This window comes from Sinomonas mesophila, assembly GCF_001999765.1.
Taxonomy (GTDB): Bacteria; Actinomycetota; Actinomycetes; order Actinomycetales; family Micrococcaceae; genus Sinomonas; species Sinomonas mesophila.
Map to the genome: position 1 here is coordinate 45596 of NZ_KV908323.1, position 15371 is coordinate 60966.

The 15371-nt window shown below is 66.9% G+C and carries 8 protein-coding genes; 5 read left to right on the top strand and 3 right to left on the bottom strand.

Annotated features, from left to right (window positions below):
- Positions 1 to 493 precede the first annotated feature (493 nt).
- Both BV907_RS02135 and BV907_RS02140 read right to left on the bottom strand, forming a co-directional pair.
- Complete coding sequence (locus tag BV907_RS02135; RefSeq protein ID WP_077488015.1) at positions 494 to 1093, bottom strand: histidine phosphatase family protein; 600 nt, start codon at positions 1091 to 1093, stop codon at positions 494 to 496.
- Positions 1090 to 2586, bottom strand: coding sequence for a CCA tRNA nucleotidyltransferase (locus BV907_RS02140; RefSeq protein WP_077488016.1), 1497 nt, complete (start codon positions 2584 to 2586; stop codon positions 1090 to 1092). Before BV907_RS02140 ends, BV907_RS02135 begins: the two co-directional genes overlap by 4 nt.
- 139 nt (positions 2587 to 2725) lie before the next feature.
- Here BV907_RS02140 and BV907_RS02145 point away from each other — a divergent pair, with 139 nt between their 5' ends.
- The 5 genes from BV907_RS02145 to trxA all read left to right on the top strand — a co-directional run bounded on the left by BV907_RS02145 (position 2726) and on the right by trxA (position 8575).
- The gene (locus BV907_RS02145) at positions 2726 to 3232 is read left to right on the top strand and encodes an NUDIX hydrolase (RefSeq protein WP_077488370.1); all 507 of its coding nucleotides are present in this window, start codon (positions 2726 to 2728) and stop codon (positions 3230 to 3232) included.
- Positions 3233 to 3242: 10 nt separating this feature from the next.
- On the top strand, positions 3243 to 5186 hold the full coding sequence (murJ, locus tag BV907_RS02150) for a murein biosynthesis integral membrane protein MurJ (protein ID WP_139346563.1): 1944 nt from the start codon (positions 3243 to 3245) through the stop codon (positions 5184 to 5186).
- A 101-nt stretch (positions 5187 to 5287) separates the two neighbouring features.
- Complete coding sequence (locus BV907_RS18650; RefSeq protein ID WP_077488017.1) at positions 5288 to 7069, top strand: hypothetical protein; 1782 nt, start codon at positions 5288 to 5290, stop codon at positions 7067 to 7069.
- A gap of 184 nt (positions 7070 to 7253) precedes the next feature.
- Positions 7254 to 8219: a thioredoxin-disulfide reductase gene (gene trxB, locus BV907_RS02160; RefSeq protein WP_077488018.1), complete on the top strand. Its 966-nt coding sequence runs from the start codon at positions 7254 to 7256 to the stop codon at positions 8217 to 8219.
- A gap of 26 nt (positions 8220 to 8245) precedes the next feature.
- Positions 8246 to 8575 carry a thioredoxin gene (trxA, locus tag BV907_RS02165; RefSeq protein ID WP_077488019.1) on the top strand — a complete coding sequence of 110 codons (330 nt, stop codon included), beginning with the start codon at positions 8246 to 8248 and terminating at the stop codon, positions 8573 to 8575.
- A gap of 5498 nt (positions 8576 to 14073) precedes the next feature.
- Here the strand turns inward: trxA and BV907_RS02170 are convergent.
- On the bottom strand, positions 14074 to 15291 hold the full coding sequence (locus BV907_RS02170) for a ParB/RepB/Spo0J family partition protein (protein ID WP_077488020.1): 1218 nt from the start codon (positions 15289 to 15291) through the stop codon (positions 14074 to 14076).
- Positions 15292 to 15371: the final 80 nt, after the last annotated feature.

A 15371-nucleotide genomic window follows, 5' to 3' on the forward strand; every position in this document is an offset into this window, starting at 1 on the left:
TCAGACAGGCAGAATTCAGCGGAAATGTGTGCAGAAATCAGGACGGCATTCGCATCCTCGACAAAAGAACACCTGCGGAAATACCGGAAGGGTCAGAATCCGTCGCAGCACGGCACGTGAAAGCGGCCGCGAATTCGACCCCGCCGGGACTGGTCGTCGGGGAAGATCGCGGTTCCCTGTTTAGCGGCAACGCCTTTCCCCGGCGGCGCAGGGCGCCCACGGGAGTGCCCGGAATCATCCAGGCGGGCGTGGTGAAGGGAAGCGCGCGGCGGCTAGCCGAGGCGCCTTATGCGCCGAGAATGCCAGCAGCCAGCTCGCGACGGTCAGTGCCGATCCGACCACGGGTGATGTACGCGGTGATCATCATCGTCCCAGCCTCCTTTTGCTGCTAGCTTTTCGCCCCCGAGCGGAGGCGCACGTCAAAGCTAATGCACATTTCGGATAATGCGCAAGCGCAGGCGAGGAAATTCCATATCCCGCATGTCGGCGCAGCTCAGAGTCCCCAGGCCTCGATGGCCGGCGTCTTCTTGTCCCATCCGAGCCGGCAGGCCTTGGCCGTGCCGAGGATGAAGTGCCGGCCCTCCACGGGGTCGAGGTCGAGCCAGCGTGCGGCGAGGATACGGCAGAAGTGCCCGTGCGCCACGACGAGGGCGTTCGCGACCCCCGAGGCCCGCACGCGCTCGACGATCCGGTCCGCGCGCTCCCCGACCGCAGCAATCGCCTCGCCGTTCGGGACGCCGTGGGTCCAGATGAGGTAGCCCGGGTTCTTGAGCCGGATGTCGGCGGACTTGATGCCCTCGTAGTCGCCGTAGTCCCATTCGACGGCGTTCGGCTCGACCTCGGCGTCGGGGAACCCGACGAGCTCAGCCGTGCGCCGGGCCCGCTGCAGCGGCGAGGTCAGCACGAGACCGAAGTCGACGCCGTCGAGCGTCGCCCGCGCGGCACGCGCCTGGTCCTCGCCGGCAGGGGTGAGCGTGAGGTCCGTGAGGCCCGTGTACTGGCCGCTGCGAGACCACTCGGTCTCGCCGTGGCGCAGGAGCCAGAGGCGCGTGAACCCGTAGTCCTCGGCGCCCGGAAGCCCCATGCCGCTCATTCGCTGTCCCCGTCCTTGGTGTTCTTCACGTTCTCCTGCTGGCCCGCAGCGTCTGGCTGCTCCGCCCACCAGGCGAGCAGCCGGCGTCGTGCCTCCTCCTCGCCGAGCGGGCCGTGCTCCATGCGCTCCTCGAGCAGGAAGCGGTAGGCGCGGCCCACGACGGGGCCGGGCCGGATCCCGAGAAGGGCCATGATCTGCTCGCCGTCGAGGTCCGGGCGGATCGCCGCGAGCTCCTCCCGCTCGGCGAGCTCGGCGATGCGCTGCTCGAGGTCGTCGTAGGCGAAGGCGAGGCGCTCGGCCTTGCGTTGGTTGCGGGTCGTGACGTCGGAGCGCGTGAGCCGGTGGAGGCGCTCGAGCAGCGGCCCGGCGTCGGTCACGTAGCGGCGCACGGCGGAGTCGGTCCACCCGGCCTCGCCGTAGCCGTAGAAGCGCATGTGGAGCTCGACGAGCCGCGCGACGGCGGCGATCGAGTCGTTGTCGAAGCGCAGCGCCTTCATGCGCTTCTTCACGAGCTTGGCCCCCACGACGTCGTGGTGCCGGAAGCTCACCGCGCCGCCCGGTTCGAAGCGGCGCGTCGCCGGCTTCCCGACGTCGTGCATGAGCGCGGCGAACCGCAGCACGAAGTCCGGGCCGGGCACGGGGCCGTCGGCGTCCGTCTCGAGGGACACGGCCTGCTCGAGGACCGTGAGCGAGTGGTGGTAGACGTCCTTGTGGCGGTGGTGCTCGTCGGCCTCGAGCCGGAGCGCGGGGACCTCGGGCAGGACGCGCTCGGCGAGCCCCGTCTCGACGAGGAGGTCGATGCCGGCCCGCGGCGCCGCACCGTTGATGAGCTTGACGAGCTCGTCGCGCACCCGCTCGGCCGAGATGATCTCGATTCGCCCAGCCATCGCCGTCATCGCCGACCTGACCTCGGGGGCGACGTCGACGCCGAGCTGGGAGGCGAAGCGCGCCGCGCGCATCATGCGCAGCGGGTCGTCGGAGAAGGAGAGCTCGGGCGCACCTGGCGTGCGGAGGATTCCGGCGTGGAGATCGCGGACTCCGCCGAAGGGGTCGACGAGCTCGAGCGAGGGCAGGCGCAGCGCCATGGCGTTCATGCTGAAGTCGCGACGCTCGAGGTCGTCCACGAGGTTCCGGCCGAAGGCGACGACGGGCTTGCGCGAGTCTGGGTCGTACGCCTCGGCCCGGTACGTGGTCACCTCGATCTGGTGCCGGCCCCGGCGCAGGCCGATGGTGCCGAACTCGCGGCCGATGTCCCAGTGCGCGTCGGCCCAGCCGCGGACCACCGAGACCGTCTGGTCCGGCGTAGCGTCGGTCGTGAAGTCCAGGTCCGGGGAGATGCGGCCGAGGAAGAGGTCCCGCACGGGCCCGCCCACGAGGGAGAGCTCGAATCCGGCGTCCGCGAAGCGCGCCCCGAGCTCGAGTACCACCGGGTCGACCTCGAGCTGCACCGCTGCCTGCTGGGTCCCCTGGGGTGCCGTCTCATCTGCTGCCATAGTCCTTAAATCTTTGCAGATCCCGGCGCGCCCGCCCTCCACAGTCCCGGCGTCGGCCCTCAGGACGGAAGCGTTGGCTAGAGTGGAGTGCATGGTCATCCCGTTGCCGAGCGATCCTCAGAAGAGGAGGAGTGCGCCCCTGCCCTCGGCGATCGGGCCGCACATCGCGCCGGTCGGGCACGGCTACCCCTCCTCCCTCCCGACGGTCGAGGAGGTCTCGGCCGGCGGCGTCGTCGTCGACACCTCGGACCCGAACCTGCCCGTTGCGATCATCGCGCGCCTCAACCGCGGCGGCCGCCTCGAGTGGTGCCTGCCCAAGGGCCACCCCGAGGGCCGCGAGTCGAACGAGCACGCCGCGATCCGCGAGATCAGCGAGGAGACGGGGATCCACGGCGAGATCCTCGCCCCGCTCGGGAGCATCGACTACTGGTTCACGGTCACGGGGCACCGCGTCCACAAGACGGTGCACCACTACCTTCTCCGCGCGGTCGCCGGCGAGCTCACGATCGAGAACGACCCGGACCACGAGGCCGTCGACGTCGCGTGGATCCCCATCTCCGAGCTCACACGGCGGCTGTCCTTCCCGAACGAGCGCCGGATCGCGGACCTGGCCCGCGAGGTCCTTCCGGAGCACCTGCTCTCGTGAGGCGCTGACCATGGCGTCCACGCCCGCCCCCGCATCCGAGGCCCGCTCGAGCGCGATCATGGCCGCCGGCACGCTCATCTCGAGGGCGCTGGGGTTCGTGCGCTCGTGGATGCTCATCCTCGCCTTGGGCCTCGGATCGACGGTCGCGGACACCTTCGTCAACGCCAACAACCTGCCGAACCTCATCTTCCTGCTCGTCGCCGGCGGCGTGTTCAACGCCGTCCTCGTCCCGCAGATCATCAAGGCGAGCGGGGCGCCCGACGGCGGCGCTGACTACATCTCGCGGCTCCTGACCCTGGGGGTGCTCGTCATGCTCGGCCTCACGGCCGCCGTGACCCTCGCCGCGCCGCTCGTCATGCAGCTGACGACGTCCGGGTACAGCGAGCAGCAACTGGCCCTCGCGACGGTGTTCGCGTTCTGGTGCCTCCCGCAGATCTTCTTCTATGGGCTCTACGCCCTCCTGACTCAGGTGCTCAACGCCCACGGGGCCTTCGGGCCCGCGATGTGGGCCCCGATCATCAACAACGTCGTGGCCATCGCGGGCCTCGGCCTGTTTGCGTGGATCTTCGGCACGAACGCGGTGAACCCGCACAGCCTCGACTCGTGGAACCCCATGCACACGGTGCTCGTGGCCGGGTTCTCGACGCTCGGCGTCGTGGTCCAGACGGCCCTCCTGCTCGTGCCCGTCAGGCAGCTGCGGCTCGGGCTGCGGCCCAGGTTCGGGTGGCGTGGCGTGGGCCTCGGGCACGCGGCCAGGCTCGGCGCGTGGACGCTCGCGACGGCGGCCGTGGGGCAGCTGACCTTCCTCTACGTCATGAAGGTCGCATCTCTCCCGGGCGCGGAGCGCGAGCGGCTGCGCGAAGCCGGCGACCCGCTGTGGCAGCGGATCCCCGGCAACACCGTCCTCGAGATCGCCTCGCAGCTGTACCTCCTGCCGCACTCGATCATCGCGCTGTCCCTCGCGACGGTCCTGTTCAACCGCATGACGCAGGCCTCCCAGGCCCACGACCGCGCTGGCGTCCGGGAGGCGCTGTCCCACGGCCTGCGGACGATGGCGGTCGCGACCGTGTTCAGCGCCCTTGCGCTCTTCGCCCTCGCCGCGCCGCTGGGCATGTTCTTCTCGGGCGGCAAGGCGTCCGACGGCGTAATGCTGGCCCAGACGCTCAGCATCCTTGCGCTGAGCACACCGTTCATGAGCGCGAACTTCATGATGGCGCGTGTCTTCTACGCGAACGAGGACGCCCGCACGCCCTTCAGGATCCAGCTGTGGCTCGCCGCTCTCAACGTGGCCGGCGCGTTCGGCATCCAGTACCTGCCGCCGAGGTACGTGATCTTCGCGATCGCCGCCCTCTACACCGTGGGCAACATCCTCTCCGTCGTCATCAGCAGCCACTACCTCCGGCGCCTGCTCGGCCACCTCGACGGCGCGCACGTTGCCCGCTCCTACATCCGGATGGGGTACGCCGCGGCGGGCTCGGCGCTCGTCGGGGCCGCCGCGGTCGCGCTCCTCGGCGGCTACAACCCCGAGGGCTTCATCTGGACCTCGAGCGGGGCCGCGCTCGTGGCCGTGGCCGTCATCGGCGTGCCGATGCTCCTCGTCTACATCGTGCTCCTGCGCGCGTTCCGCGTGACCGAGGTTCGCGACCTGGCGCGGCCCCTCCTCGGCCGGCTCGGCGCGCGCGGTGCGGCCGCGCCGTCGCCCGCGCACGACGCCGGTGCTGCCGCCACCGGGAAGGCAGCCGCGCCTGCCGCCGGCGCGAAGGAACCCGTAGCCCCGATGACTGCGCCGATCAACACCCTCTCGGACGACACGGGCATCATCCCCCGGATCTCCGGGCAGTTCGACCCGAGCATGTACCGGGCCCGCCCCTCGAACACGCGGCCCGAGAGGCTGCCCGGCCGGCGCACCTTCCAGGGCCCGCCGGGGCAGAATCCGCACTTCCCCGAGGGCTGACGGGCCTGTTCCTCAGGGCCCGCCCAGCCCTTTCCGCTAGGATCACTAGCAGCACAGGGCGCGGCCGGAGGCCCGCCCGGGCCAGCGACCAGGAGGTTTCCGTGTCCCAGTCCATCGACGTCGGCACCGTGCTCGGGGGGCGGTACAAAGTCACGTCCTCGATCGTGGCGTCCCAGGACGGCGATCTGGTCCTCGATGGCGTGGACCAAGTGCTGAACCGCCCCGTGAGCATCCTCGTCTCCGGGCCGTCCAACGCGGACCAGCTGGTTCAGAGCGCCCGCGAGGTCGCGATGGGAGAGCGCCACGGCGCAGTGCAGGTGCTCGACCTCGGCTCCAGCCACGGCTCGACCTACCTCATTACGAACCACACCACGCCGACCGACCTGCTCGACCTCATCGTCCCGCAGGAGACGCCCTACATTGAGCCGTTCTTCACCGACACGCTCGGCAGCGAGATCTTCGGCGAGGAGCGCTCGCGCGAGCCCGAGACCTATGACGGTCACGTCGACGCCGGCCACCCGCGTGACTACATCCGCTACGACGAGTACCGGCATGACGACGGCGATTCGCGCCGGGGAGCGGGTGCCGCCGGTGCGGCTGGAACGGCTGGCGGCGCGGCGGCTGGCGCCGCGGCGGCCGCCGCGCACGGGCCCGGTTCGGGTGCAGGCGGAGCCATTCCCCCGCAGCCCCCGGCGCCGCCCCGCTCCGCCGGCGGCGGTCCCGGGCAGAGCGCAGCCCAGGGCCGAGCGACCCAGGCTCAACCTGCGTACCCAGGCCAGCCGACCCAAGCCCAGCCCGCGTACCCAGGCCAGCCGACCCAGGCCCAGCCCGCGTACCCGGGCCAGCCGACCCAGGCCCAGCCCGCGTACCCGGGCCAGCCGACCCAAGCCCAACCCGCGCGCCGCGCCGCGGGTGGGTCTTCCGGGGCCGACCAAACGTGGTCGGGTGGCCATGGCGACAGCGCCGCTGCTGCGGGGGCGGCCGCGGCCGCCGCGAGCCCCAAGGTCACCCCATGGCCCTCGGCCGAAGGCCAAGGAGCAGCAGCCGCCGAGCCTGTGCCGACTGCCGCCGCACCGGTCCAGCCTTCACCAGGCCGCACGGGGGTACCCGGCGGTCGGTCCGCAGACCGCCGCGAGCCTGTCCAGCCCGCACGCCGGCCATCCTCAGTCTTCCCGCTGCCTCCCGGCCCCGGATCGTCCAGGGACGAGGACCTCGAGGACGACGAGGAGTCGCGTCCCCGCTCGGTGCCGTGGCTCGTCGGCGGGGTACTCGCCGTCGTTCTCATCGCCGCGCTCATCTTCGCGTTCACGACCCTCGGATCCCTGTTCCAGCCCGAGGGCACCGGCCCGCAGTCCCAGCAGAACAATGGGCAGTCCCCGCAGGCCACAGGTGGAGCGACGTCGAGCCCGTCGGCGAGCACGGCGCCCTCCGGCCCTCCGGCCATCGACTCGGTCACGCGCCTCAACCCGTCTGAGCTTGGCTTCGCCAACGAGTTCGACAGCAAGCTTCCGACGACCTTCGACGGCAACACGGCGACCTACTGGTCCGAGATGGAGTTCGCACGAGAAGACTGGGGCGGCTTCGTCAGGAGCGTCTCGCTGGTGGTCAAGCTCAAGGATGCCGCCGAGATCGATCAGGTCACGCTCCTGCAGTCGGGCGGTTCCGGCGGCAACATCAGCGTCTACACCAACAGCTCGCCCAACCTGAGCGGCGCCACGCTCGCCGGAACGACGTCCTTCACTGGGCCGCAGGTGTCCGTGCCGGTGGCCAACGCCCCCACGGCAGAGTACGTGATTGTCCAGATCAACTCGCTGCCTCGCCTGTCGGCACCCAAGACCCAGTTCGGCTTCGGTCTTCGGCTCGCCGAGATCAAGGTGCAGTAGCCGACGGATCCATCGCCGCGAGCGGGCCCCCGGACTCTCCGGGGGCCCGCTTCATGTCGTTCTCGATATCAGTTCCCCGGGCCTTCGGTACCCTTGAACAAGACTGTGCCGTGGAATAGCACCGCGCAGCGATGCGTTGTGGCTTCAACGGCCGAAAAAGATTGACGAGGAAGAGGGACAGCCTGTGAGCACTGCCGCAGACATTCGCGACGTGATTATCGTCGGTTCGGGACCGGCCGGTTACACCGCCGCCATCTACACGGCGCGAGCCAACCTCAAGCCGTTGATCTTCGCGGGTTCCGTCACCGCCGGCGGCGAGCTGATGAACACGACCGAGGTCGAGAACTTCCCCGGCTTCCCCGAAGGCGTCCAGGGCCCCGAGCTCATGGACAAGCTCGAGCAGCAAGCCGCAAAGTTCGGTGCCCAGATCGAGTTCGAGGACGTCGAGTCTGCAGACCTCACGGGCGAGATCAAGACGGTCACCCTCGCCAACGGCGACGCCTACCAGGCCCGCGCCGTCATCATCTCGACCGGGTCTGCATACCGCGAGCTTGGCCTCCCGAACGAGAAGCGCCTTTCCGGACACGGCGTGAGCTGGTGTGCGACCTGCGATGGCTTCTTCTTCAAGGACCAGGACATCGCCGTCATCGGCGGCGGCGACTCGGCGATGGAAGAGGCCCTCTTCCTCACCAAGTTCGCCCGCACCGTCACGGTGGTCCACCGCCGCGACACCCTTCGCGCCTCGAAGATCATGGCGGATCGCGCACTCGCACACGACAAGATCCGCTTCATCTGGAACACCGAGGTCGCCGACGTCGTCGGCGGGGACAAGGTCACGGGCCTGACCCTTCGCAGCACGCTCGATGGCACGATGTCCTCCCTCGACGTCACCGGTGTGTTTGTGGCCATCGGCAACGATCCCCGTACCGAGCTCGTCAAGGACGTCTTGGAGATCACCTCTGAGGGCACCATTGCCGTTGAGGGCCGCACGTCCAAGACCACGATCCCCGGCGTCTTCGCAGCTGGCGACGTCGTGGACCCCACCTATCGTCAGGCCATCACCGCAGCCGGATCCGGTTGCGTTGCCGCCCTCGACGTCGAGCACTACCTCGCCAACGTCGAGGCGCACGCCCTCGCTGCCCGGGCCTGAGCCACCCTACAGATCGGAATTCAGAGATGAGCAACGCCAAGAACGTCACAGACGCCGAGTTCACTGACAAGGTGCTTCTCGCCGAGAAGCCGGTCATCGTGGACTTCTGGGCCGAGTGGTGCGGCCCGTGCCGCAAAGTCGGGCCCATTCTCGATGACATTTCGGTTGAGTACGCGGACCAGGTCGAGGTCGTCAAGGTCGACGTCGACAACAACCCGAACATTGCCGCCGAGTACGGGATCACGTCGATTCCGGCGATCTATTTGTTCGAAAAGGGCAAGGTCACTGGCACGGTCATTGGCGCACGCCCGAAGCAGTACTTCGAGAAGGAGTGGAGCGAGGTTCTCTCGAAGTAGCCATGCGCGACTGACTTTCGGTCTCGTTGCAGGAGGGGAGCGGCTCAGGCCGCTCCCCTCCTTTTGTGTCCTCCCAGATTCCCCTCCGCCTCGCAGCATTCGTTTTCGGGTTGTTTCATGTGAAACAGGATTCGAGCGTCCCTGAAGGCAAGTGATTTGGAGTGCATTCCTATATATCCAGAAATTGCCTTGTGATGGCTGGGGCCCTGGGCGCCAGGACATGCCTTGTTCAATCGGCAGTGCAACAGAGCACACTTGGTATGCGGACGCCAGGCAACACATTATGCCTATCTTGGCTCCCGGAGGGAGGACCCCTATCGCTATTGCTCCGGGAGGCCAGGCAGCGTGATCCGATCCGATGTTTCACGTGAAACACATTTGCGGGCTGAAAAACTTGGCTTCTCTCCATTTCCAGTATCGGCTTCGCGAACACGGACACCCTAGCGACCCTGAGAATCGCCAGATATCAAGGAGCCCGCCAACCGGGCGCGCCACTGCATCGGTGCGCTAGATTTCTCTCGACCCCGCCGCACGCCTCCCACTAGATGCCACAGTCACTCGAAACGCGAGGGGGGCTCCGTCTCTGCTCCCACAGGGCCCGGCGGCTTTCACATAATCTGCGAAGCCCGCCTCCGTGAACCACCGTGAACCCCCGCGCCATCCGCCCTCATGTGCCCAGGAAGCGCGAAGTTCGCGGACTCGCATTCCGAAAGACAAACTCCCACGAAGCCAGAACGGACAATGGTGAGGACGTTCGGCAGAGAGCTGACGGCATTCGTCCCCGTACCCATGGTTCGTTGGAATTTCGCCTCTGCTCGGGATCGGCGCGGAGCGTCCCCGATCGGCCACAAGGGACCTTCATCAGAGACCGTCGGATGCTGCGGGCCTCATCGCCGCGCTGCGCCGCAGCACCGGAAACAATCCTGAACCAACGGATCAGGCCACGCTCTTCCAACCCCAAATGCATATTTCGAAGCCTGATACCACGTTGCGACCGGACAGAATCAACTGGAGCCCAGCCGCCCTCCAGACCGATTTGCATGGCGGCCACAAGCTGCACCGGGCGATGAGCTATCACCCGCAGGTAGCCAGCACCCAGGCAGATTATCCACAGTTCATTGAGCCCGTCCCACGCAGTTCCTCGACACCTCATTCCTCGACACGCTCGGGCCAAGCGCTCAGGGAGCTTCGGCCGTGCACCCGGCATGTCGGGCCTCAGGACGATGCAAGAACTCTCGTCGCAATGGCCTGCCCCCTGCGACGCGGCAACCCATCTCGTCGTCTTCCGGGATGTTTTACCCGCCGCGCGTCCATGCTCCCTGGACCGGCAGGCCCCCAGGCTACGCGCTTCACTTCGTTGGCCAGAGAAGCTCCTGCGTCCAGAACCTCGACTCACTAGCTCGTCTTTCTTGACCGCTGGTCCGATGCCCACACACGGTGCCACCCTCGCCGGTCGACGCGCGGTAAACGCGACTACGTCCGAAGAACGCGTGCCCGCTCGGAATTGGCGCACCGTCAATGCCGACCCCGGACCCCCGCCCCACGGTCGACGACCGGGGTTCTGACCATCTAGTCGCTAACCCCGAGAACGCGCGTCGGGGCTGGCTGAATTGGCGGCGCTGCGCATGATCCATGAGTCGGTCCGGGAGCTCGAAGAGCGCCGGGGGCATCCCCGAAGAGTCGGAAGGGAAGGGCATGGTCTCCACGACGGGTCCCTTGGCGAGATCCAGTGGACATGTTTCACGTGAAACACCATCGACCGTGTTTCACGTGAAAAGATGCCGTTCCATGGTGAGTCGCCTCTCGGAGGCCAGCCCAGTGGCCGTGACAGTAGAGACTCTCCAGTTCTCATGGCATTGCTTGGAGGGGACTCCGGGGTTCCACCTTGAAGACATGGATTGGAGTCGCCGCGGAAGTCCGAGCGCGTACCTCTGGGCGCCGAACCCTGCATGATGCTCGTCGACGGCAGCACCGAACGGCCTTCTAGTGAACCGGACCTCCAAGCCTGGACACGGCTGCCATGGGACTGGTTCCCCCTAGCGTCGAGTCGCATTCCCGTGGGTCGACGCGGCGGCATCTAGGGCGCTGCGCACGTCAGTCGGACGTTGCTCCTCAAGGACGTTGCTCGTCAATCGCGCGAGTGCTCGACCTTGGGGATCAAGTCCGACCGGCAGCCAGATGCGGGAAGCCATAATCGCGCTCAGGCCAGATGAGAGAGCGCGTCCTACGCCAGCCATCTAGCGCCGAGGCATGGCACGGTCGCCGGACAGTCTCGCTGGATCGTCCTCATGGGCATGCACCTCCCGTCAGGGCTTCGGCGTCGTCGGCATGGTACGGCCGGAGTCATGTTCGTCGCCAAATGCCGGGCGCTTGCAGTGGTCCGGTTACCTCCAACGCCACTTCCCGCGCCGCCGCTGACTCTCCGCGAGACGGGGCAGGATCGGTCTTGGGGCGCCTGGACCAGCCTTTGTCCACAGGAGTATCCACAGGACTTATCCACACTCTTCCCACAGTCGTCAGGGCGCCGGTTGAGAGTTTTTCCCTCGCAGGTGGCCGGCCGGGCCTCACCGTCAGGACGCAATTTGTGGTGCGGGTCGCGCCTGCAGCGCCGCTCGCACCCATGTTTAGATCCCGCTGACCACCATCCAGCGCAGACCGAGAGCTTCCGCAGATCGTATGTTGACCGAAATCTGGTGATTGGAGACTGTTAGGTTCGTCACGCAACTCGCAGATGGTCACAATGCTGGGCGGTGTCCGAAGGCGCCCAGGCGGTGCGCCGACGGGGCGCCACGATGGGCAGTCGCCCGAAGTCGCTCCGGAGCGTCCTAGGGTCGCTCGCCCAAGTCCGGGGCACTTCCTCTATCCACACGGTTATCCACAGGACAGCGAGCGACGGGCTGTTATCTATACACAGCGTTATCCACAGGCACCATTGGGAGCTGGGGATGTGCAGCTGCATTCAATCCGTCCACCGCGGGGGTGGGTTGGCAGGCCGGCGGACCCCACCCAACGCATAGGAACAAGCGCGGCACTGCCACTGACATCGCCTTGCGCCGCCTTCCCACAGCCATGGTGAGGTAGCCTTCCTGCATCTGTCGGGTCGGACCAGGAAGTCACCTAGGCATCACTCTCCACCACTTGTCGTCTCGGGCCGATCGTCGCACCGTCCGTGGCGGGCACTTGGCCCACAGGGTTCCCACATTGAATTTGGCTTACGCCCCAGTCCACTCGCCCACCGAGCGCCTCATGGGGTTCAGCGCTTGGACATGTCCCTTGGTTGCGACGCTCATTCCCTTGGCCTCTGGGAGACCCTCTCCGGGTCGTGTTTCACGTGAAACACCGCGACTCGAAGCCACCGGATCCTCTGCGATCCTGCAGTCATCGCTCGCCCCCAAGTCATCTGCAGGGAGGGCGCTGCCACCCAGCTACAATCTGCCCTTCCTCCCCTCATACAAAGAGCCCAGCGGCTCGTTGAGCACCAAAGAGCCCAGCGGCTCGTTGCGCACGAACGTGTCCCCCAAACAAGTTGACCATCGCCACGACATTCGAGCGGAGTGGGTGCCCCCAGTGGGCCAGCGCTGGAACGGGCTTGGTCGAGACAGAGGGCTCTTGCCAACGAACTGACTCTGCAGGCGTCCGTGCCGTCGAGGCAGCGGGCCAGGGCGTCGGCGGCCGAGGCCTAGGAGGCACGAATTCCAGGCCGCCATATCTTTGGCGGCAGTAGATCAGCCAGCTGATTCGGCTGCAGCCCCATCGCTTCCGGGTCACCGCACAGTAGGCAGGATCATGCCACAATGCGGGCCCGGAAATGATCTGGTCTGGAGGGGCGACGGGAGACCCGCCATGCTTCGAACCATTTGCACTGCCCATGGCACTACTGCCCGCGCGTGGATGTCGCGACGTTCATCGTACATCGTGTGCCCAGATGCCTGTGTGCCCGCCAATTTACCGCCGGGGGTCCCGCCGGCACCAAGGGAGTTGTCATCGATTGGAGATCAGGTAGGTGTCCTCGAAGAAGCTGTCATCGAAGAAGGTGTCATCGAACGATTGGCCGAGACGCGGTCCCTGAAAGAAGTGGCGTCGTTCCATCAATCTCGTGTGCATCGCATATGGCCCGCGCCGTTGGGACAAGCACCGTTCAGCCAGTGCCATGGGTTGGCCTCGCCGCCCCTATTGCGCCATCCTGCATGGCGGCAGCCTGGGCCTGAGAAGCCACGTGGGGGACGATCAGCGCGGGGCACCACACCCATAGTCGTGCGCGCTGCCTCTGCCTGATGGCTCGAACCTGGAGAAGGGTTGGGATGCCCCGGTGAAGAAGCCGCGGAGGAGCAGGATGCCCAGCGGCTCACTGTCGTCACGTCGACCTGCCACCAGGGAGCGTCGAGCCTGGCACTAGGGAAGCAATGCCACAGCTCAATCAATGTCCTCAGCAGCTCCCGTGGTTCATGACTTTCGCCTGCGGGCTGCACCCGGCATGCGCCCATTCTAAGAGAGTCTGTTTCACGTGAAACAGCGTCCCAGGTCCAATGCCAGGCCATGCCGAGTGATCCACTTTGACTTCGGCAGTCAAAATCCCTGCCATTCCAGAATCTCATCATCGCCAATCGATCCGGACCATGTCGGAAGCGAGTAACGACAAAGAACCATAGCCGCCGGCCAAGGCGTCCGCAGTCCCCCTTCAGGACTGATTCTTGCCGCCAAGACACAAGCTGCAAGATCGAGATCCCGCCCCACACGGCTCAGACGATCGATCAGCGCCCCCGAATGCTGACTGCAAGCCGACTTTTGCTCGGCAGTCAAGGCGGCTGGGCGTCAGCAGGCGTTCCCGGACCAGCGAAACTCGCCTTGCCGCCATGCTTCGCGGCATTCATCAGGAACAATCATCCACCCTGCACGTAGGCGAGTCGCAATTCGACCGGACCGCGAGCACCTGTGGCCTTTCCACGGCACGCGGTGTTGGTCGCGCCGCAAAGTGGCGGTGGTTCACCAGGCCAACGGTCGGTCGGCGGCGTAACACGCTGTGAGTCGAGTTTCCGGGTCCGTGCCGCAAAGGGGACCCAATCAAGTGCAGTTCATGATCTGCGATTGCCATCCTCACCGCGCCTCGCACGAGGGATCCGGCACCCGAGGGGCTGAGACCGGAACGAAGGACTCGGGCCAGGAGAGGTGGACTCAGACCAGAGACTCAAAAACGGCAAACGGCTCCGGGCGGAATGGGACCTTGGAGCGGTTGAAGTCATGCGCGTCCTTACGCCGACGTCTCCTGCGGAGACGTTTCTCCATGGTCGGACGCGGTGGAACTCAGCATCGCCAGGAGAATCAATGCGATCGGTGAAGGAGATTCGCTGCCTTCACGCTCGTCTGTAAGCGACGTGATGCGTTTGGACGCAGTCCCAGAAGGCGCAGCCCAAGAAAAAATGCGGGCATCGTTTCACGTGAAACGATGCCCGCCGGATGCGCTCATGCGCGATGTCGCGTCACCCCACGAATCGAGCGATCTACTCCTCGTCGGGGCTGATGAGCGACATGATGCGGTTGAGATCCTCGACCGAGGCGAACTCGATGCTGACCTTTCCCTTGCGCGCACCAAGCGTGATCTTGACGTTCGTGTCGAGGCGGTCGGCGAGGCTCGACGCCAGGAAATCCAGTCGCTCGTGCCGCGCATTGGGCCGGGGAGCGTTCCGACGCGGCTCCTGCGGCTCCTGATACAGCGCGACGGCCTCCTCCGTGCCGCGCACGGACAGCCCCTCGGCGATGATCTTCTGCGCCATGCGCTCGATGGCGGCGTCGTCCGGGAGAGACAGGAGCGCCCGGGCGTGGCCCGCAGTGATGACGCCTGCCGCCACGCGGCGCTGCACGAGCGGAGGCAGCCGCAGGAGGCGGATCGTGTTCGAGACCTGCGGACGCGACCGTCCGATCCTGTCCGCGAGCTCCTCGTGGGTCGCACCGAAATCCTCGAGCAGCTGCTGATAGGCAGCCGCCTCTTCCAGCGGGTTCAGCTGGCTGCGGTGCAGGTTCTCGAGCAGAGCGTCGCGCAGGAGCGCGTCGTCTCCGGTGTCCCTGATGATCGCTGGGATGGTCTCCAGGCCGGCCTCGCGAGTAGCCCGCCAGCGGCGCTCACCCATCACGAGCTCGTATGGCTCGCTACCGGATTCCGTTGACTTGCGGACGACGATCGGCTGGAGAACGCCAATCTCGCGCACGGAGTGGACGAGCTCCGCCATCTCCTCCTCGTCGAAGACGGAGCGCGGCTGGCGGCGGTTGGGGTGGATGTCGGCGACGCTCAGCTCCGCGAACTGAGCGCCCGGCACCTCGACCAGGTCGAGGTTGTCGCCGTCAACCGCGGGGGCGGCCGAACGGCTCTTGGCTGCAGCAGGCTTCCTCTTGGCGGGTGCCGGCTGGCCCCCGGCGTCGCCCCCCGTGGACTCCTCCTCGCCCACCGGAGTGTCCTCGGAGACGGCACCAGTCTCGGGGGCATCGGTCGCCGGCCTGGCGGGAGCCTCGGCGCCGGCACCGACCACCGCTGCCGCGGTGGACTGAGACTCCGCCGCCTCCCCAGCGGACGCATTCGGCGCATCCTGCGTCCCGCGCTGGCCGGAGTCAGGGAAGAAGAGATCCACGGGGCGCGACGAGGTCGCGGTGCTGCCTGCTGCCGGAGCAGTGCTGGGGATGAGGGCGCCCAGCCCCCGCCCCAGTCCTCGGCGCTTCTCGCTCATGGCGCTTATCCTCCCTTAAGACCCGCGAGCTGCGCGGGCATTGTGACTCTATGCGTGTGGCTTCGACGGCCGGGGTTGGA